Raw genomic sequence first — 18,914 nt, forward strand, 5'->3', positions numbered from 1 at the left:
CAAGCACATGCAAAACCGGCGGGAATCGTGACATACCTGCCCCCGCCTTTTCAGCCAGTTTTATTCGTAAGAGAAAATCGAACCCAGTTTGTCCATGCGTTCCAGCGCCATGCCGGAACCACGTACGACGCAGGTCAGCGGGTCTTCCGCCACGATGACCGGCAAACCGGTTTCTTCCATCAGCAAACGATCCAGATCGCGCAGCAATGCGCCACCGCCGGTCAGCATCATGCCTTTTTCGGCGATGTCGGCACCAAGCTCAGGCGGCGTCTGTTCCAGCGCATTTTTCACTGCAGAAACGATGTTGTTCAGCGGATCAGTCAGCGCTTCCAGAATTTCATTGCTGGAGATCGTGAAGGAGCGCGGGATGCCTTCCGACAGATTACGTCCCTTGACTTCCATTTCTTTCACTTCGGAGCCAGGGAAAGCCGAGCCGATGGCTTTCTTGATCGCTTCGGCGGTCTGCTCGCCGATCAGCATGCCGTAGTTGCGACGGATGTAGTTGACGATGGCTTCATCGAATTTATCGCCGCCGACGCGCACCGAACCTTTGTACACCATGCCGCCCAGTGAAATGATGCCAACTTCAGTGGTACCGCCACCGATATCGACCACCATCGAACCGGTTGCATCAGACACCGGCAAACCGGCACCGATGGCTGCTGCCATCGGTTCTTCGATCAGGTACACCTGCGAGGCACCGGCACCCAGCGCCGATTCACGGATCGCGCGGCGCTCCACCTGCGTCGAGCCGCAAGGCACGCAGATGATGATGCGCGGAGAAGGTTTGAAGAACTTGGTGTCATGCACCATACGGATGAACTGCTTGAGCATCTGCTCGGTCACGGTGAAATCGGCAATCACGCCGTCTTTCATCGGACGGATCGCTTCGATATTGCCGGGAACCTTGCCCAGCATCTGCTTGGCTTCCTTACCGACTGCCTGAATGGTTTTCTTGCCGTTCGGGCCGCCTTCCTGGCGGATTGCCACGACCGAAGGCTCATCCAGCACGATTCCCTGACTGCGGACATAAATCAGCGTATTTGCTGTACCCAGATCAATGGCGAGATCATTTGAAAAATAACTGCGTAAAAAACCAAACATGTATTGTCCTGTATCTGTCTTATAAATGTGTACAGCGGCCCAACTGTCGGCCGGCCGCTGTGTCACCGAATTTTTTCGCCTTGCCAGCACAGTGCTGAACTTCGCCAGCAAATCCCTACTGAAGGGATTTACTACCGTATTTAGGGCATTAACCCGTCATTCTACCTTATAATCTTCTTAAATTTATTTGATACCGATACCTAAAAGTGTCGTGCTGGTTATTCGGTATTTTCATATTCTTTTTGACACATTTTTGCTTTCACTTTTGCGTTTCCACGCACCTTCACTATGTCACTGACTCTCAACGACGTTAATCGCATTGCCAACCTGGCAAAGCTGAATATTTCCGCTGCCGAGGCTGATTCCACGCTGGATAAGCTCAATGGCATTTTCGCACTGGCCGAGCAACTGAAAGCGGTCGATACGACTGGCGTCGCACCACTCAGCCATCCTATCGCGGCACTGTTGCCGGAGCTGGCATTGCGCCTGCGCGAAGACATCGTGACAGAAACCAATCAGCGTGATGCCTACCAGCAGCCTGCTCCCGCCACTCAGGACGGTCTGTATCTGGTCCCTAAGGTCATCGAATAAGCCATCCGGAATTTGATTATGCATACAAAAACTCTCGCCCAATTATCTGCCATGCTGCAAAGCAAGCAGGTTTCCGCCACGGAACTCGCACAGCACTTTCTGAGCCGCATTCAGGGCAGTGATCTGAATGCCTTTCTGCATGTCGATCCCGCCCTGACGCTGGAACAGGCTGCAGCTGCCGATGCCCGCATCGCTGCAGGCACAGCGACCGCCCTGACCGGCATTCCGGTGGCGCACAAGGATATTTTCGTGACCCGCCGCCTGCGTTCCACTGCCGGTTCCCACATGCTGGAAAATTATGTCAGCCCATTCGATGCCACCGTGGTCGAAAAACTGGCGCAGGCAGGCATGGTGACACTGGGCAAACTCAATTGCGATGAATTCGCCATGGGTTCCTCCAATGAAAACTCGTATTTCGGCGCTGTGAAAAATCCGTGGGATAAAACGGCGGTTCCCGGCGGCTCCTCCGGTGGCTCGGCAGCTGCGATTGCCGCCCGTCTGGCACCGGCCGTGACCGGAACCGATACCGGCGGCTCGATCCGCCAGCCTGCCTCTTTCTGCGGCGTGACCGGCATCAAGCCGACCTATGGCAGCGTATCCCGTTACGGCATGATTGCCTTTGCCTCTTCGCTGGATCAGGGTGGACCAATGGCGCAAACAGCACAAGACTGCGGCCTGCTGCTCAATGCCATGGTCGGCTTTGACGCAAAAGATTCCACCTCGCTGGAACGTCAGCCTGAAGATTTCAACCGCGACCTGAACCAGTCGCTGCAAGGCTTGCGCATTGGCGTGCCGAAAGAATTTTTTGGTGACGGACTGGCGAAGGATGTGGAGCAGGCGGTGCGTGCCGCGCTGGACCAGTATGTAAAACTGGGCGCAACGCTGGTGGAGATTTCTCTGCCGAAAACCGAATTATCGATCCCCGTGTATTACGTGATCGCTCCTGCCGAAGCCTCGTCCAACCTGTCCCGCTTCGACGGCGTGCGCTACGGACACCGTGCAGCCAGCTATACCGATCTGAACGACATGTACCGCCAGTCCCGTACAGAAGGCTTCGGCGCGGAAGTGAAACGTCGCATCCTGGTCGGCGCTTACGTCCTGTCGCACGGTTACTATGACGCTTACTATCTGCAAGCCCAGAAAATCCGCCGCCTGATCGCTCAGGATTTCGCCGCTGCATTCGAGAAATGCGACGTCATCATGGGGCCGGTCGCGCCGACCGTGGCCTGGGATCTCGGTGCGCAATCGGATGACCCGGTTGCCAACTACCTGGCCGATATTTTCACACTGTCCACCAGCCTTGCAGGATTGCCGGGAATGTCGATTCCCTGCGGCTTTGGTCAGGGCGACAAAAATGCCAAGCGCCCTGTGGGTTTGCAGCTGATCGGTAATTATTTCACTGAAGCCAGATTGCTCAATATTGCGCATCAGTATCAGCAGGTGACCGACTGGCACCAGCGCACGCCGGATGCTATCTGAACCCGGGCCAGCGACAGTCAATCACAAAGGAATAACTATGCAATGGGAAGTCGTTATCGGTTTTGAGACGCATGTGCAGCTTAAAACACACTCCAAAATTTTCAGTGGTTCATCCACCCAGTTCGGCGCAGAGCCAAACACCCAGGCCAGCCCGGTCGATCTGGCGTTGCCCGGCGTGCTGCCGGTCATGAACAAAGGCGCCGTTGAAAAAGCGATTCAGTTCGGTCTCGCCGTTGGCGCGAAGATTGCCCCTGAATCGATCTTTGCCCGTAAAAATTATTTTTATCCCGATTTGCCGAAAGGCTATCAGATCAGCCAGTTTGAAATTCCTGTGGTGCAGGGTGGTCAAGTTTCCTGCGTCGTCGAACGCGACGGCAAGCAGGAAGTCAAACACATTGAACTGACCCGCGCCCATCTCGAAGAAGATGCCGGCAAATCGCTGCACGAAGATTATCAGGGTATGACCGGCATCGACCTGAACCGCGCCGGCACACCTTTGCTGGAAATCGTCACCGAACCTGTGATGCGCAGCGCTGCTGAAGCAGTAGCCTACGCGAAGGCGCTGCACTCGCTGGTCATGTGGCTCGATATCTGCGACGGCAATATGCAGGAAGGCTCATTCCGCTGCGACGCCAACGTTTCTGTGCGCCCTGTCGGGCAACAGGAATTCGGCACACGCTGCGAAATCAAAAACCTGAACTCTTTCCGCTTCCTCGAAGAAGCGATTAACTACGAAGTACGCCGCCAGATCGAGCTGATCGAAGATGGCGGCAAAGTCGTGCAGGAAACCCGGCTGTACGATCCGGATAAAAAAGTCACCCGCTCCATGCGCAGCAAGGAAGATTCACAGGATTACCGCTATTTTCCCGACCCTGACCTGCCACCGCTGCGTATCTCGCAGGAGTGGGTGGAACAGGTACGCGGCACGATGCCCGAGCTGCCAGCCGCCATGCGCAGCCGTTTCGTCGAGCAGTTTGGCCTGCCGGAATACGATGCCGCTGTGCTGACGCAGTCCAAAGGCATGGCGACTTATTATGAAGCCGTGGTCAATGCTGCCGGCCCGGCACTGGCGAAATCTGCCGCCAACTTCATGATGGGCGATGTTGCCTCCACGCTGAACCGCGAAGGGATCGACATCAGCGCCGTTCCTGTCACTGCGGCTCAGCTGGCATTGCTGTTGCAGCGGATTGCCGATGGCACCATTTCCAACAAAATCGCGAAAGAAGTCTTCGCCGGTATGTGGGAAGCACCTGCCGCTGCCGACAACCTCGCCGATCAGGTGATTGAAGCCAAAGGTCTGAAGCAGATTTCCGATGTGGGTGCGCTGGAAAAAATCATCGACGAAGTCATGGCTGCCAACCAGCAATCCGTGGACGAATACCGTTCCGGCAAAGAAAAAGCATTCAACGCGCTGGTCGGTCAGGCAATGAAAGCCACCAAAGGCAAAGGCAATCCGGCGCAGGTCAATGAATTGCTGAAGAAAAAACTGGCCGGCTAACGGATCGCACTGATGCACGCTGATTCCCCTTCTGTATTTGGCCTGCCGCCGCTAGTCGACACCATCGACGGCATTGATCAGCTCGGCAGCGACTGCAGAGTGTCGCCGAGCGTGACCCTGCTGCGGCATGGCAGCCGCGCCGGCTGCCTGATCCGGCTGGGGGATGGCGTGAGCCTGTTTGACCATAACCGCCTGGTCGTGGGCGATGTCTCGATCAACACCGGTGCCTGCATCACGATCGGCGACCGCAGCATCGTCAATGTGGGCGGTTATCTGTCCGGCGAAGGTGGCCTACTCATTGGCAAGGAAGTGCTGATCGGCCCGCATGTACGCATCTTCAGCGCCGGCCATGCTATTCATGGTGGCGAGGAATCGATCTACCGCAATCCATTGACGTACAACAGTGTCCGGATTGAAGATGGCGCCTGGATCGGCGGTGGCGCCACCATCCTGCCCGGCGTGACCGTCGGTCGCGGTGCCGTTGTGGGCGCTGGCAGCATCGTCACCGAAAACGTGCCCGACTTCGGCATTGCCGTCGGTAACCCGGCGCGGCTGATACGCTACCGGGAGCAGCATGCCCCGGCAGGCTGGCAGGATACCGGCAACATTGCCACAACATCTGCCTGGGGAACCTTGGTGCGCTGGTGGAAGAGCATATCATCGGGTTGAATCAACACAGAAGATGAAGTGGGAAGAACAGACTGGCTTTGCATCCACCGCATGTTCGCGTAGCATGGCCCCTGTTTTCAACGGACTTAATTGAGGGAGCAGCACTTGAAACCTTCTGAAGCACTGCAACGTAACCGGGTAGCCATTCGCTTTGTGGTTGAGTCTCATCGCGCCCGGAATGCCCGCGTGTTTGGTTCCGTCTTGCATCAACAGGACACCGACAGCAGCGATCTTGACATTCTCATTGATCCGACGCCAGAAACGACACTGTTTGATATAGGCGCAATTCGCCACGAACTCATCCAGCTATTAGGCGTGCCGGTTGATGTGCTGACACCGAACGCCTTGCCTGACAAATTCCGTGCTGCAGTGATTGCAGAGGCGCTACCGATATGAGCCTTGATCAGCCAACGGTTTGCCGATTATCTGCAGCACATTCTCGAAGCCATCAAGCGCATCACTGACTATACCGAGGGCATGGACGAACTGATGTTTCTGGAGAATCTGCTGGTACAGGATGCCGTCATCCGCAATATCGAAATCATCGGAGAAGCCAGCAACAACATTGGAAAACACTTTACAGAATTTGCTGCGAACCATCCCGAGTTACCGCTGGCCTTCGCATACCAGATGCGCAATGTCGTAGCACATGGCTACTTTAAAGTTGATTATGAAATCGTATGGAAAACAATCCACAGTGACTTACCGTTGTTTTACGATGCCATTCGTCAGATATGCATCACACTCAATACTGACAATGATGAAAAACAAGGCTCCCGCTAAGGATCAGCAACACCTAGGCACCGATCAGTCAATCTTGGTGCGCTGGTGGCGCAGCAAACGGTCGCCATAACATTCAGCAATACACCATATTTAACTCAAGGCGGCGCAAGCCGCTTTTTTATTGCCGGATGTGAGATGCGTCTGTGCATATCACCCCATCAGAAATCCCATATCAAAAGACCGTAAAAAAAGGCGGCTTGCGCCGCCTTTTTTCATCAACAATTAACTAATCAGATTAGTTAGCAGTTGCTGCGTTGTTGCCACCGTTCACCGCGGACAGGTTAGTGATCACGCCAGCTGGGTTAACCAGCAGAGGCTGAACAGCCAACTTGGATGTGTTACCTGTTACCAACAATGTGTTCCAGCTGTTCGCTGTCAGACCCAGTGCTGTAGACACTGTGTTTGTATCCAACATTGCAGAACCACCAGATGGCAATTGAGATACCAGCTTGGACGCTGTACCAACAACACCTGTTGTGGAGTTGTAAGCAGCAACGTAGATGTCAGAAGTCAGGTTACCAGTGTTGATCACGCGCAGGTATGTGTTGTAACCATTACCAGCTGTACCAGTCGATGGAACGAATGCTGGAACAACAACGGATGCACCGTTAGATGTCAACAGGTAAACGTTACCGGCTGTACCAGTAGAAGCGATTGTATTAGGTGCAGCTGCGGTCTGAGCAGCAACAGATGCTGCGCCGATTGCGTACTGAACATTGTAAGGAATCACTTTAGTGCCTGGAACAGAGTAGCACAGGTAGTTCACTGCAGTCGCAACTGCTGGAGTTACTGCTGCGAAACTGACAGATTTACCATCTGTAGAGATAGTACCAGCTGCAGTTGTGTTTGCAGCCAAGCAGTCAGATGTAGAAGCCAGGTATGCAGTTGCAGTAGCAACAGAGAAATCACCAGTTGCAGCAAATGTTACGTTACCGAAGTCAGCAGCAGCAGCAGTACCGCCAGCTGGGCGTGCCAAGGCTGTGTTCACAGCCAGTTTAGTTGCACCCAAGTTGATCAGTGTTGTGCTGCCAGTTGCAGCAGTTGCAGCACTTGCTGCTGTAGTTGCAGTCAAAGACTTCAGGGAAGTATTGACGTTAACTTGGGATGTTTCAGCCGCTGTATAGTAACCAGTTGCTGTTGCACCGGAAGATTTCACTGCTTGCGACAATGCTTTTGCGGAAGTCAGGATAGTAGCAGTTGTAGGAGCTTCAACCCATGTAGAAACACCGGAGAAATCACCAGCTGTTGTTGTGTAACCAACGGAACCAGTCACTGTACCACCAGCACCCAGAGCGGATGTCAGGCTAGCGATTTTTGCATTGCCTGTGAGGATGTTTACAACTGTATTAGCAGGGATACCGCCTGTGCCAGCAACAGAAGAAACTGTGAAATAGTAACCCAGACCATCTGTGTCTGCTGTAGAAGCAGATACAGAGTAGTTAGCAACTGCAGTTGCTGTGCCATTCAGATACAGAACTACGTCAGCAGCAGCAGCACCAGCAGCTTTTGCAGATGTTGGAACTACACCACCGTCAGCTGCTTTCATGGAACCAGCAGAGAAGCGTACGTGATATACAACAGATGCACCGTCATTGATCAGGTTAGCTGTTTGGAAAGTGATAGTTGGCTGGTTAACAACTACTGCAGAAGTAATGTATTCAGCAGCCAGTGTCGCGCCAACGTTCACACCGATTTGACCAGCGTTTGCAGCCAACGCCGACAAACCCAGCGTAGCAGCAACAGCAACACGCATCATAGAATGTTTCATATTTTTATTTCCTTGTATACAAAAGTTAATTTGCAATTGCAATTGCGTCTTTCTTTAAAGACCGACGTAGCATATCAAAAAATATTGTTATGTCAAAGTAATTCATTATGACGGAACGATGACAAACAGGTTCTCACTAAGAATTACCCCCTTTGGCGATGGCGTACTGCTGCCTTCAAAGCGGAATTTAACTCAGTTTCCAGATAAAAATCAATGTATACCTGTGTGTCTGCGTCAAACATTTCACAAATTATTGTTTCACCCCTTTCTGTAAAGCACGTATTTGCTCAATAATCTTCGGATCGGTCACAATATTGACCTGTTTTTGTTCGGTTACCGGCGGTTTTTCTGAAGTTGTTTTTATCGCAATATAAGATTCATTTTCGGATACTTGTTTTTGCTGATCCACCTCGTCAATAGCAGAAGAGTAATCCTTCTGTTTTTCGCCGGTTTGTGTCTCTTTTTTGCCACTCAGCTTGCTGACCGATGCTTTTTTAGCTGGCAATACAACCTGATTCACCGGGGCAGCCGCTGCCCAGCTGCCTAACTGACTGCGGAAAGCCTGGGTGACTGACTGGGCGGTCTGGTCGTCATCCACAATATAAGGGGTGATCAGGACGATCAGCTCGGTCTTGTCATTGGTATCGGTCTGGGAGCGAAATAATGAGCCGAGGATGGGAATATCTTTTGCCAGCGGCACGCCCGTGTTATTGCGCTGATTGTTACCGGAAATCAACCCGGCCAGCATGACGGTGGCGCCATCCTGAATCGAGAGCTTGGTTTCAATCTTGCGGTTGCTGAAAGTGGGGGAGCTGCTGACGCCGGTATCGGTCACACCGGCAGAGCTGACCTCCTGAGAGACATCGACATCGATCCTGCCGCCGGCATGAATCACGGGCTTTACCTTCAGGATGATGCCGGTATCTTTATACTGAATGGTCTGGGTGATGCCGCTGGCGCCCGGCGTAATCGACGCGGTGGTCTGCTGACTGGTCAGGATCGGTACCTGTTGTCCGACGGAGATCGTGGCGCTTTCGCCATTGCGCGCCATGATGCGCGGACTGGACAGGATCTGGGCCCGCTTGTTGCCTGCCAGCGCATTAATGGCGGCCTTGATATTGCCATTGACGAGACTGAAGGTCATACCGCCGGATTTGAGTCCCAGATTGCCGAGCGTGCCGCCGACGACATTCGAGGTCGTGCTGCCATTGTTCAGCGCCCATTCGACGCCGAGATTCATGCTGTCGGTCAGAGCGACTTCTGCGACCGTCATTTCGATCAGCGCCGAACGCGCAGGCTTGTCGAGTTCGCGCAGCAGGCCTATCCATTGCGAATACTGGTCTGCGGTTCCCTGAATGATCAGGGTATTGGTTGCCTTGTGCACCACCACACGCGCATTTTTCGCTGTGCTGGCAGTGGTATTACCCACTGCCGCCGTGGCCGGTGCGGTGCCGCCGATCAGGTCACTGACGGTTTTGGCGAGGTCTTCTGCATCGAGATTCAGTACGGCATAGGTGAAATAACCGTTATTACCGCGTGCCTTGGTCGGCTGGTCGAGGTCGTTTACCCATTCTGTCACGTGCTTCAGGATGCTGTCATCGCCGGCAAAAACAATCAGGCTGTTATTGGCAGAAATCGGCAGCAGCATGATCGGCATGCTGACAGCGCCCGGCCCCATGCCAACCTGTGAAGTGTAGCCTTCGGCGGCAAGAATTTCGGTGAGTTTTTTCGCCAGATCATCGACCGTCCAGTACACCGGATTGACACGCTGGCTGGTGCGGCCGCGCATGGTCGGCTGATCCAGTATGCGCACCACTTCCAGCGCTGCGCGGACATCTTCTGTTTCACCGGAGATCATCAGGGCGTTGTATTGCGCGCTTTCGGTCAGTTGCAGGCGGTTGGCAAACATCTGGGACAGCCACTGCCGCATTTCAGATGAACGCAAAGCATTCATTTCCACATACTGATAAATAGGGCGCAATGCGATCGGCACCTCGGGCAAGGCGCGGCCACGGCGGATTTCCGGTGAATAACCCAGCTGGGCATTGTCAGGCACGATACGGTAAAAACCACCGACATCATTCACGGTAACGCCATAGCTTTTCAGCAGCATCTGCGCTGCACGCAATACTTCGGAAGGTGTCTGTGGTCTGGAGGTGCGCAGGGTCACGAGGTCTTTGCGCTCCAGCACACGCGGATCAACGCTGAAGTTCGCTTTCAGGACCACGCCATACACGGTGTTAATGAATGCAGGCAGGGCAATCTGGTCAAACACCAGCGAAATATCGGCTTTTTCATTGGCGGGCAATTCTTGCGGCTTGCTGACGCTGGCAGTGGCCGCCGCTGGCGGACGCGGCGTTTTTCTGACCGTCATGCGGGGTTCGTCGCTGGTTGCGGTCTCGGTGGCGGCACTGCCGGCAGTGCCTGCGGCAGTATCATCGCTGGCGGTGGTCAGCTGCAGGGTGGTCGGCAAGGGACCCGGCTTGTTCAGATTCAGCAGCGGATCATATTGCGCGCAGCCGGACAACAGCAGAGCGATCATCAGCGGCAACGTCTGCAGGGCAAAAGGCGGCTTGCGGGCATTCAGTGTGTGCATAGGAGAATGGATGTTTCCTGAGTTTTTTTGCATAGCATTCATATTAGTTACGCCCGACTGCGAGCATGGCCTTTTTGCCGTTGACAGAAATAACGACCCAGTTCTGTTCTATCCGCATCACCGGAAAACCGCCGGGCAACTTATCCCCGACGCTGAGTGTCTGCAGGTTGGCGGGATTATCTTTAAAACTGATCACCAACTGATTGCTGCCGCCTGTCTTCACCACCGCCACGATGCGCCAGTCTGGCGGCGTCAGCGGTTTATCTTCGGTCAGCCGGAGTTCTGCGGCTGGTTCCTTCCATAAAGTCCGGCTGCTGAGCTGCTCCACTTTCATTTTGGGATCAGCTTGATAGACTGCCGGAATTTCCCATTCAGAAGCACCGCTGGCTGCGAGCTTTACGACGGGCAAAGGCGGCATGACAATTGCCATGATGCCGATTCCGGATATTGCCAGCAGGCTGGTGACCATGACGGTCAGGCGGATCCGGGGCCACATCAGGATTGTCCTTTCGCAGGTGATGCCGCATTGGCGCTGTCTGTGGTGCTGTCTGCGGCACCGGCTGCGCCCTGAGCGCCGGGCTGTCCGGACAAATGGGTTAATGCTTTCAGATTCATTTCAGCCCGCCCTGTGGTGCCGATCCAGTTATACGTCAGGCTGTCCACGACCATCGTTTGCTTGTTGGTGTCGATGATCTGCAACAGGCGGTACAGCGTGCGTGGCAGTGCCTCGAAACGCAGCTTGGCGCGCATGATGCTGACACCCGGCACCGCACCGGCTTCGTCCTCTTTTGTCTTCGTCGCGCCGTCTGCAAAGGCCTCTGACAACGCCACGGTTGCATTGACTGCTTTTTCCTGCAACAACAGGTTTTGCAGATAATCATTCCACTTGGACTGGATCAGGCCGTGATTGCTGTCGGTCCAGTCTTTGTCGCGTAATTCGCTCAGCACTTTACCAGCTTCCTTGCTGCGTGCCAGCCACGACGTATCGGTTGCCTGCTGCCGCGCCTGCGCCAGCTGCACGCTGAGACGGCGGTATTCCTTCTGTTTTTTGACTACCCGTTCGGATTGATCCAGGGTCAGGTAAGTTCCCAGCGTTGCCACAATCAGTGCCAGGCCGACACGCAGCCGGACGTTGTTGCTGAGTTGTGAACGGAGACTGTCAGCCATTTTATTCTTTTCCTCCTGCCGGATTGTCTGTCGTCATGGTCACACCTTTGCGCGGCAGCACCGTCATGCGGAATGACAGCGCTTTCGTGTCGCGTGCCAGCAGGTTCTGCACTTCAGCAAAATAGCCGCTGGCGATGAGGTTTTTGGTAATGTCGGCGCGGGACGGCGTTTCCAGCCCGCCGGCAATCACGATGCGCAGTTTGTTTTCCTGAAACTCCCATTCGCGGATGGTGGAATCGGACGGCAGGGCTTCTGCGACTGCGGTCATCAGGTCAAGCTGGCCCGGATAGGGGTCAAGACGCTGGCGCGCCGCAATTTCATCCACGGCATGCAATGCGGTTTCTCTGGCCTGCACCAGGCTGTTCGCCTGCCCGGTCAGCTGTGCCATGTCGGTGCGGATCTGGTTCAGGCCACGATTGAGTTGCTGCTCGCGCAGGCTGTACCAGCCATAAGGCAACACCAGGCACAAAAACAGCAAGGCATAAAACCACTGCTCCAGCCGGTGATAGGATTGCGACAAACCGGCACTGGTGATGACGGGCAGCCACGGCTGTATGCTGACAACGGGTTGCTGCACTGCCGGCAATTGCGCAGAGACAGGCAGCGGGCTGCCGGCTTCACGGCAAAATCCGATGTAATCCTGCAGCTCCGGCGTTTGCGGCCACCAGCGGCTGCCGTGCAATTCGCCCTGTTTCCAGTATTGGGCTTCGACGCCGTCCAGACAGGCAAGCAGGCGCATGCCATCGGTATGCGGCGCTTGCAGCACGGTCTCCGGAATGGCCTCGGCGTTTTGCCATGCTGCGGGTAATTCTGCACGGCGCGCGCTCAGCCAGGCGGCATCCCAGCACCAGACCAGCGCTGCATCGGATTCCAGCACAATCGCAAATTCCGGCTGCGCAAAAGGCGACCATTGCCGCAGCTGCAATTGCAGCGCCTGCAGCCTGCGTTTGACCGGAATATTTTTCAGGTCAAAGCGGGAAAAACGGCAAAATCCGCGGGCGATCACCAGTTGCGCCGGCAGCAGCGCGGCACCGGGCTTACTGAGGGGCGCCCTGGAGGATAAAAGGAGCCGTCGCGGCGCTGGCAGGCGTTGCCGTAAGGTCGAAAGGAATTGACGGAATGGCGTCATTATTTTTTTGTATTATTCGTTGAGGAATACGGTAGTAGTAGTCGATACGCCAGGGTGCCTCGGGAGCGATCGGAGTAAGCGCCACATTATATCTGATAGATGTCTGCTGACTGTCTGAGCCCAGACTGACCCGGATCGTATCTGCCGGGAAAGCAATCACTTTAAAATACAGCTGTTGCACGTCAATGCCAAGCAGATTTGCCAGTTGCCCTTCATTCAGAATCGGTTCGATATTTCTGTATTGCAAAATTTTCGGTACGGCTTCTGCGGTAATGCCCGGCAAAGTCATCAAAACCGCCGGTATGGCGGTATTCGGATTCACGGCGATGACCCTGGCAGTGGTCACCCAGTCCGTGATCGGCTCGCTGCCCGACCAGAGGCTGTCCTGTTCTTTCCAGCCGTAAACCTGACGCAGCTGATCTGGCGTCACCAGCAGTTGCCCGGTCGGGGCGGGCAGGCCGTGCGTTTTGTAATCTTCTTTCTGGACGCCATTCAGACGGTGCATATTCGGCGTCGGGTCCATGTAATCCATCAGGGTATCAAACAGCCGGTCATGCTCGGCTTCCGGGACACCTTTGCGGCTCAGCAGGACACCCAGCGTATCCCGGCTGGCGCCATTGATGGCATACAAACCGCGGGTATCCTGAAACCGGGCGATGCAATCGCCTTCCATGCGGTAAGGCTGATTATTGAGCTTGATATGCGTCGCCGGGTCGCCCAGACCATACATGCTGAATCCCTGGGTCGCCAGCAGATAGGCGATTTCCGCCTTACTGTCGCTGCAGGCAATCTGTGTCTGGATGTGGGCGTCATATTGCTTTGCCAGTTCGATCGAGGCGGCAATCCGCTGGGCGAAATACGTGGCGGCAATCGTAATGCCGGCCAGTATCCAAAGCGTTGCCACCAAAATGAATCCCCGCGACTTCACCGCATCACCTCGTTAAATTTCTTCCGGATATCCGGCAAGGGATTGACTGGCCCGGCCGGTTTGAACGCCAGCATCCAGGGCTGGCCGTCGCGCTCGGTCTCGATACGGATACTTTCGGGTATCTGGCGGCTGCGGTCGAATTCCGGCGGCCAGCTTTCATGCTCCTGCTGCTTGATGTCGAGATAGACAAACCGGCCGCGCCGCCCTTCCCAGCTCAGCAAACGCAAGGGTTTCTCCTGATACTGCGCATCACTGTACTCCAGCACCATGCGTTTTTCAGCCGCATCAAACCGCAGGCGCAATTGAAATGCGGTCGGCACGCCAAACTGGCCGGTAAAGACAGAGGTGCTGATGGCGCTGATCTGCAATGGCTGACCTTTGAATTGCTGTTTGCCGTCTTCATCGTCCGGCTGCAGGCCTTCGAGCAGCTGAGTCAGCCACGACTGCGCCATCGCCTGATTGCTGTTACGGTCCAGCTCGGTGCCGAAACGCTGGTGCAGGCTCATGGTGTGTTGCAATGCCTGCAGCAGGATCATGACGATCATGCCGGACATGGCAATCACGACCAGCATTTCAAGAATCGTGAATCCTTTGGAAGATTTGTCAGAAGATGCCATTGAGCGCACGCACTTTCTTAAAACCTGCCAGTTTCAGATGCAGGGTAAACCAGGCCGGGTCTTCCACCGTCCGTCCGGTCACCTCCACCTCATACAAACCGACCTGATACAGGCCGATGCCGGACGGATAGGCACGGTTATCCGCCACCGGACCGGAGACTCTGGATTTCCATTCGATACGGTAAGCACCGAATTCCGCCTTGCCATCCGGATTCTGCATGGGATTGACTGCCTGCATATAGCCGATCACGTTGGCAATCGCATCGTTACGCGCATTGACGGTCTGCACTTTCCCCAATGAGATGATGCTGGTGTTAATCCAGGCAAACAGGGTCATGCCGATGGTGCCGATGAGCGCAAATGCAACGATCGCTTCGAGCAGGGTAAAGCCGCGCTGACGACGGCCGGAATTCCGGTATTTATTGCGCATCACTGACCCCGCATCGTGGCGCAGACAGGCGTATCACTTCCGGCGGATGTTCAGGCGTCCGGAGCTCCATCACGCCGCCATCACAATAGCCGTTAAACTGGTAGTGCAGCGGCACCGGTATGCGTACCGACCATCCCGGGGGTAAATCGAGCGCAGGCTTGTCGTCTTTCAGCGCATCGGCCAGGTTATCCGTTTTCAGCACAGAGTCCTGTGCCAGCAGGTAATGGCGGTAACTGAGCGCATTGATCTGCGCCAGCACACCGGACCGTTCGCTGTGATAGCGCAGGCTGTCAATCAGCTTGCCCAGCGCCGGCATCGCCAGCGAACCCAGCAGGCCTAACATCGCCAGGACAATCAATAACTCCAGCAAGGTGAAACCGTACTGCCCGGAATGCTTTTTTTTACGGCTGCTTGTTGGCATGATCGCCAGCAGGAACGATGCCGATGGCACCTTCGCCATTCTGATTACCATCCGGACCCAGCGAGTACAGGGCAAACGGCTTGCCTGCCGGTCCCGGTACGGCATAGACGTAAGGAGCGCCCCACGGATCGGCCGGCAGCTCTTCATCCAGATACGGGCCTTTCCATTTGTTTTTGATTTTTTCATCCGCAGGCGGCGTATTCAGGATTGCCAGACCTTCTGACTGCGTCGGGAAACGGCCAATGTCGAGCCGCATGGTTTCTAACGCACCCTTGAGCATCTTGACCTGGGTTTGCGCAGTCTGGACTTTGGATGAGTCGAGCTTGCCAAACAGCTTAGGGCCGACCAGACTTGCCAGCAAGCCGATAATCACCAGCGTAACCAGCATTTCGATCAGCGTAAAGCCGGCCTGACGGAGTAATTGAGGTGTGTTTTTCATTTCGGTTCCGGATTTCTGAAAGTACGTGATTCCATTATTTAATGCATTGCACCTAGACTGCGATATCGCTCAGGCTGGTGATCGCCATCATGATAGCAGCCATGATCAGACCGATGACGGAACCAATCAGCAAAATCGTGATGGGTTCGAGCATGATCAGGAATTTTTTCATCCTCTCCTGCCCTGCATTGGTGTGCAGCACGGACAGGGTTTTCAGGGTTGTGGGCAATTCGCCGGTGCGCTCTCCCACTCTGACCAGATTCAGGCCCATCGGGTTCAGTGTGCGGTGCACGCCCAGCGACTCGGCCAGCGAGGTGCCGCCCTTGAGGTCGCGTACTGCCAGCGCCAGCTGCTGTTTCAACAGGCTGATCTGCACGCCACCCTGCGCCAGTTCCATCGCCTTCACGATGGGCACGCGGTTTTCCAGCAGGGTGGACAGCATGCCGGCCCAGCGGCCGATTTCCGTTTCGATCAGCCATGCGCCAATCAGGGGCATGTGCGCCAGCGCATCCCAGAATTTCTGCCTGACCTGAGGGCGGGAAAATATCCCTGCCAGGAAAAACACTGCCAATCCGGCGCCGACGCCCAGAATCAGCAGATGTTCCTTCACAAACATGCCGGTCTGCAGCACCCAGACGGAGATATCGGGCAGCTTGCCTTTGTTGTTTTTCAGCAGTCCGGCAAATTTCGGAACCACGACGATAAAAATCAGCAGGGTCGCGAGCACTCCGGAGACCGCCAGCACCGCCGGATAGGTCAGCGCATTGCGCATATCCTGACGGACTTTGTCTTCGTACTCCATCTGATTCGCCGCATGGTGCAGGGAATGGGCGAGTTTGCCGGTCATTTCACCAGCGGCAACCAGCTGCATCAGATAGTCAGGAAAATCAATGCCGCAGCTGCCCAGGGCGTCTGTCAGCTTGCCGCCGCCACGCAGGGTCTGGGCAATCTGCTGAGCAGCCTTGCCGACAGGCGTGGCGCCGGACGCTTCGCTCATGGACTGGATGGCTTCCACCAACGACACGCCCGCCGCCAGCAACGTTGCCAGTTCCCGCACCATCAGCATTTTGTCCTGCGCACTGACAGTCCGTCTGCTGACCGGCTGGCTGCCGGACTGCAAGCTGATCTGACGCAGTGAGACAGGCGTCAGTCCCTGCTGCCGCAGCAGGCGTATCGCATCTGCCTCATTGCCCGCTTCGATCTGACCTTTCACTATACGCCCATCTGCGGTACTGGCTTCGTATTGATATGCCATCAGCTTGCTACCTGATTACTTAAACCGGTGACCCGCATGACTTCATCGATCGTTGTCATGCCATTTCTTGCCTTGATCAGTCCGTCTTCGCGCAAATTGCGATAGCCGTCGCGCCTTGCCAGCTGAGTCAACTCATGCGCGGGCATGCGCTGCACAATCGCCGCCTGCAATGCGGTCGTGACTTCAACGAATTCATAAATGCCGACCCGGCCACGATAACCGGTCTGCTGGCATTGCGGACAGCCGACCGCATGATGCCATTGCCCCGGAGCCGCCAGCAAGGCCGGAAAGCGCTGTTGCAAGTCCTGCATCTGGCGGCTGAATTCTGCCGGGGCCGACTGCATCATGTCGTCTTCTGTCATTGGTCTGGCGCAGTGCTGGCACAGACGGCGCACCAGCCGCTGCGCCTGCACCGCACGCAATGAAGAAGCTACCAGGAAGGGCTCCAGCCCCATGTCGATCAGACGGTTGAACGCACCCAGCGCATCATTGGTATGCAGGGTGGAAAACACCATGTGCCCGGTCAGCGCCGACTGCACCGCGATCTCCGCAGTTTCCAGATCGCGGATTTCACCAATCATGATGATATCGGGGTCATGCCGCAGAATCGCCCTGAGCGCGCGGGCAAAGGTGTATTCGATTTCTGCATGGGTCTGGATCTGGGTGATGCCATCCATCTTGTATTCCACCGGATCTTCGACCGTGATGATTTTCTTTTCGCGGTCGTTCGCTTCTGCCAGCGCAGCATATAAGCTGGTGCTTTTTCCGGAGCCGGTCGGCCCGGTCACCAGCACGATGCCGTGCGGCTCCTTGATCCATTGCCGGAATTTTTCCAGATGATCGGCTTCCATGCCGAGTTTTTTGAGGCTGAAATCCTTACGTTCCTTGGGCAGCAGGCGCAGCACGATCGATTCGCCATGCACGCCGGGAATCACCGATACCCGGATGTCGATGTCGATGCCGCTGGCACGGATGCTGATGCGGCCATCCTGCGGTAACCGGCGTTCGGCAATATCCAGCCCCGAAATCAGCTTGATGCGCGACACCACGGCGTCAAAGCGGTCTCTGCCAAAACGCATTTTGGTGGTCAGGATGCCATCAACCCGGAACCGGATTTCAAACCCATGCTCTTCCGGTTCGATGTGAATATCCGATGCACCCAGATCAATCGCCTGTGCCCAGGTGTTATTGACCAGCTCGATGACCGGCGCTTCTTCAGCCAGCTCGCGCAAATGCGCAACTTCATCGGAAAAGGCGCTGGCCAGACCATCGGCGCGCAGCAGATTCAGCATCCGCTCCACGTCGCGGGAACGGATGAAATGCCAGTGCAGCCGGTGTTGGGTAAAACTGCTGCTCAGGGTTTCATTCACAAAACTGTTAAGCGGATTGACGGAAGCACATTCGATGGCGCCTTCTGCCCCTTCCCAGATCACGACACCCTGCTCGGCCAGCCAGCCCGTGCTGATCCCGCCGAGCTGTGCAGCCTGCTCGATCACTGCCGCTGAAGTGGGCAGCAATGTTTCATCCAGCACAGGTATTCCCAGCTGCCCGGCCAGCACCGGCAGCAGATTGTCTTCGGAAATAGCACCGATACGGATCAGTATCTGCCCCAGTCGCGCACCCAGCTGAGGTTGCAGCTGCAGCGCACGCTCTACGTCAGCTCCGGAAACCAGTTGCTTCTGAATTAATAACTCACCGATCGGTGTCAGATTCATGGACATGCGGTTCTCTATACGGTGACGCGGAAAGTTTCGACAGCGGTTTTGCCCAGATTATCCAGCCATTCCACTTTGACGATATCGTTTTTCAGCAGATGCTTGGCACGACATACCAGTTTGGGATGTGCCGCCATGGCCGGATTGAACTGTGCTGTCAGCAACACGCGGTCATTGCTGGTAATGCTGAGTTCCTGAATGAAATTGCGGTAACTGACTTTGCCGGATTTGGCCTGCACAGCGCTGTCATCGCGGAAGGGGTTATCAATCAGCAAAGTCATTTCCACGAAATCATTCTGACGTTTGCATGTCAATGCGATCATAA

20 protein-coding genes are annotated in these 18,914 nt (G+C 55.4%); 6 read left to right on the top strand and 14 right to left on the bottom strand.

Translation table 11 applies throughout. The annotated features are described in order from the left end of the window. Positions 1-60: 60 nt before the first annotated feature. Positions 61-1,104, bottom strand: coding sequence for a rod shape-determining protein (locus tag H8K27_RS11635; protein ID WP_176801730.1), 1,044 nt, complete (start codon positions 1,102-1,104; stop codon positions 61-63). Positions 1,105-1,392: 288 nt separating this feature from the next. Between H8K27_RS11635 and gatC the strand changes: the two genes are divergently transcribed. The 6 genes from gatC (at position 1,393) to H8K27_RS11665 (ending at position 6,124) form a co-directional block, all read left to right on the top strand. After that, entirely contained in the window at positions 1,393-1,695 is a 303-nt protein-coding gene (gene gatC, locus H8K27_RS11640) for an Asp-tRNA(Asn)/Glu-tRNA(Gln) amidotransferase subunit GatC (protein WP_176801731.1), read from the top strand. A gap of 18 nt (positions 1,696-1,713) precedes the next feature. Next, on the top strand, positions 1,714-3,174 hold the full coding sequence (gene gatA, locus H8K27_RS11645; protein WP_186863342.1) for an Asp-tRNA(Asn)/Glu-tRNA(Gln) amidotransferase subunit GatA: 1,461 nt from the start codon (positions 1,714-1,716) through the stop codon (positions 3,172-3,174). Between the two features lie 31 nt (positions 3,175-3,205). Next, entirely contained in the window at positions 3,206-4,672 is a 1,467-nt protein-coding gene (gene gatB / locus H8K27_RS11650; protein ID WP_329604392.1) for an Asp-tRNA(Asn)/Glu-tRNA(Gln) amidotransferase subunit GatB, read from the top strand. 12 nt (positions 4,673-4,684) lie between these two features. Continuing rightward, positions 4,685-5,341: an acyltransferase gene (locus tag H8K27_RS16625; protein ID WP_186863344.1), complete on the top strand. Its 657-nt coding sequence runs from the start codon at positions 4,685-4,687 to the stop codon at positions 5,339-5,341. 105 nt (positions 5,342-5,446) lie between these two features. Beyond that, on the top strand, positions 5,447-5,737 hold the full coding sequence (locus tag H8K27_RS11660) for a nucleotidyltransferase family protein (RefSeq protein WP_186863345.1): 291 nt from the start codon (positions 5,447-5,449) through the stop codon (positions 5,735-5,737). 3 nt (positions 5,738-5,740) lie between these two features. Then, entirely contained in the window at positions 5,741-6,124 is a 384-nt protein-coding gene (locus H8K27_RS11665) for a HepT-like ribonuclease domain-containing protein (RefSeq protein ID WP_230419214.1), read from the top strand. A 235-nt stretch (positions 6,125-6,359) separates the two neighbouring features. Here the strand turns inward: H8K27_RS11665 and H8K27_RS11670 are convergent, their stop codons facing one another. The 13 genes from H8K27_RS11670 to H8K27_RS11730 form a co-directional block, all read right to left on the bottom strand. Next, positions 6,360-7,934 carry a hypothetical protein gene (locus H8K27_RS11670; protein WP_186863346.1) on the bottom strand — a complete coding sequence of 525 codons (1,575 nt, stop codon included), beginning with the start codon at positions 7,932-7,934 and terminating at the stop codon, positions 6,360-6,362. 208 nt (positions 7,935-8,142) lie between these two features. Beyond that, the gene (locus H8K27_RS11675; protein ID WP_186863347.1) at positions 8,143-10,488 is read right to left on the bottom strand and encodes a secretin N-terminal domain-containing protein; all 2,346 of its coding nucleotides are present in this window, start codon (positions 10,486-10,488) and stop codon (positions 8,143-8,145) included. A gap of 43 nt (positions 10,489-10,531) precedes the next feature. Beyond that, positions 10,532-10,984: a hypothetical protein gene (locus H8K27_RS11680; protein ID WP_186863348.1), complete on the bottom strand. Its 453-nt coding sequence runs from the start codon at positions 10,982-10,984 to the stop codon at positions 10,532-10,534. Beyond that, on the bottom strand, positions 10,984-11,655 hold the full coding sequence (locus tag H8K27_RS11685; protein WP_186863349.1) for a hypothetical protein: 672 nt from the start codon (positions 11,653-11,655) through the stop codon (positions 10,984-10,986). Before H8K27_RS11685 ends, H8K27_RS11680 begins: the two co-directional genes overlap by 1 nt. A 1-nt stretch (position 11,656) precedes the next feature. Further along, entirely contained in the window at positions 11,657-12,784 is a 1,128-nt protein-coding gene (locus H8K27_RS11690) for a hypothetical protein (RefSeq protein ID WP_186863350.1), read from the bottom strand. Beyond that, entirely contained in the window at positions 12,693-13,688 is a 996-nt protein-coding gene (locus H8K27_RS11695; protein ID WP_186863351.1) for a type II secretion system protein GspK, read from the bottom strand. Before H8K27_RS11695 ends, H8K27_RS11690 begins: the two co-directional genes overlap by 92 nt. Positions 13,689-13,708: 20 nt before the next feature. Next, the gene (locus H8K27_RS11700) at positions 13,709-14,329 is read right to left on the bottom strand and encodes a prepilin-type N-terminal cleavage/methylation domain-containing protein (RefSeq protein ID WP_186863352.1); all 621 of its coding nucleotides are present in this window, start codon (positions 14,327-14,329) and stop codon (positions 13,709-13,711) included. Beyond that, positions 14,316-14,759: a type II secretion system protein gene (locus H8K27_RS11705; RefSeq protein ID WP_186863353.1), complete on the bottom strand. Its 444-nt coding sequence runs from the start codon at positions 14,757-14,759 to the stop codon at positions 14,316-14,318. The genes H8K27_RS11700 and H8K27_RS11705 overlap by 14 nt, the downstream gene beginning before the upstream one ends. Beyond that, complete coding sequence (locus H8K27_RS11710) at positions 14,749-15,219, bottom strand: type II secretion system protein (RefSeq protein ID WP_186863354.1); 471 nt, start codon at positions 15,217-15,219, stop codon at positions 14,749-14,751. Before H8K27_RS11710 ends, H8K27_RS11705 begins: the two co-directional genes overlap by 11 nt. After that, on the bottom strand, positions 15,161-15,619 hold the full coding sequence (gspG, locus tag H8K27_RS11715) for a type II secretion system major pseudopilin GspG (protein WP_186863355.1): 459 nt from the start codon (positions 15,617-15,619) through the stop codon (positions 15,161-15,163). The genes H8K27_RS11710 and gspG overlap by 59 nt, the downstream gene beginning before the upstream one ends. Positions 15,620-15,671: 52 nt before the next feature. Further along, positions 15,672-16,874: a type II secretion system F family protein gene (locus H8K27_RS11720; protein WP_186863356.1), complete on the bottom strand. Its 1,203-nt coding sequence runs from the start codon at positions 16,872-16,874 to the stop codon at positions 15,672-15,674. Beyond that, positions 16,874-18,595, bottom strand: coding sequence for a GspE/PulE family protein (locus H8K27_RS11725; protein WP_186863357.1), 1,722 nt, complete (start codon positions 18,593-18,595; stop codon positions 16,874-16,876). Before H8K27_RS11725 ends, H8K27_RS11720 begins: the two co-directional genes overlap by 1 nt. An 8-nt stretch (positions 18,596-18,603) precedes the next feature. Beyond that, positions 18,604-18,912 (bottom strand): thiosulfate oxidation carrier complex protein SoxZ, encoded by a 309-nt coding sequence (locus H8K27_RS11730; RefSeq protein WP_186863358.1) that lies wholly within the window; start codon positions 18,910-18,912, stop codon positions 18,604-18,606. Positions 18,913-18,914 lie beyond the last annotated feature (2 nt).

It is taken from the genome of Cognatundibacterium griseum, assembly GCF_014284195.1.
GTDB lineage: Bacteria > Pseudomonadota > Gammaproteobacteria > Burkholderiales > Burkholderiaceae_D > Undibacterium > Undibacterium griseum.

Excerpts from the sequence above, each read along its gene's own strand:
- H8K27_RS11685 (WP_186863349.1), bottom strand. The coding sequence starts at position 11,655 with ATGGCTGACAGTCTCCGTTCACAACTCAGCAACAACGTCCGGCTGCGT.
- H8K27_RS16625 (WP_186863344.1), top strand. The coding sequence starts at position 4,685 with ATGCACGCTGATTCCCCTTCTGTATTTGGCCTGCCGCCGCTAGTCGAC.
- H8K27_RS11720 (WP_186863356.1), bottom strand. The coding sequence starts at position 16,874 with ATGGCATATCAATACGAAGCCAGTACCGCAGATGGGCGTATAGTGAAA.
- gspG (WP_186863355.1), bottom strand. The coding sequence starts at position 15,619 with ATGAAAAACACACCTCAATTACTCCGTCAGGCCGGCTTTACGCTGATC.
- H8K27_RS11635 (WP_176801730.1), bottom strand. The coding sequence starts at position 1,104 with ATGTTTGGTTTTTTACGCAGTTATTTTTCAAATGATCTCGCCATTGAT.
- H8K27_RS11675 (WP_186863347.1), bottom strand. The coding sequence starts at position 10,488 with ATGCACACACTGAATGCCCGCAAGCCGCCTTTTGCCCTGCAGACGTTG.
- H8K27_RS11690 (WP_186863350.1), bottom strand. The coding sequence starts at position 12,784 with ATGACGCCATTCCGTCAATTCCTTTCGACCTTACGGCAACGCCTGCCA.
- gatC (WP_176801731.1), top strand. The coding sequence starts at position 1,393 with ATGTCACTGACTCTCAACGACGTTAATCGCATTGCCAACCTGGCAAAG.
- H8K27_RS11710 (WP_186863354.1), bottom strand. The coding sequence starts at position 15,219 with ATGGCGAAGGTGCCATCGGCATCGTTCCTGCTGGCGATCATGCCAACA.
- H8K27_RS11680 (WP_186863348.1), bottom strand. The coding sequence starts at position 10,984 with ATGTGGCCCCGGATCCGCCTGACCGTCATGGTCACCAGCCTGCTGGCA.
- H8K27_RS11725 (WP_186863357.1), bottom strand. The coding sequence starts at position 18,595 with ATGTCCATGAATCTGACACCGATCGGTGAGTTATTAATTCAGAAGCAA.
- H8K27_RS11730 (WP_186863358.1), bottom strand. The coding sequence starts at position 18,912 with ATGATCGCATTGACATGCAAACGTCAGAATGATTTCGTGGAAATGACT.
- H8K27_RS11705 (WP_186863353.1), bottom strand. The coding sequence starts at position 14,759 with ATGCGCAATAAATACCGGAATTCCGGCCGTCGTCAGCGCGGCTTTACC.
- gatA (WP_186863342.1), top strand. The coding sequence starts at position 1,714 with ATGCATACAAAAACTCTCGCCCAATTATCTGCCATGCTGCAAAGCAAG.
- H8K27_RS11700 (WP_186863352.1), bottom strand. The coding sequence starts at position 14,329 with ATGGCATCTTCTGACAAATCTTCCAAAGGATTCACGATTCTTGAAATG.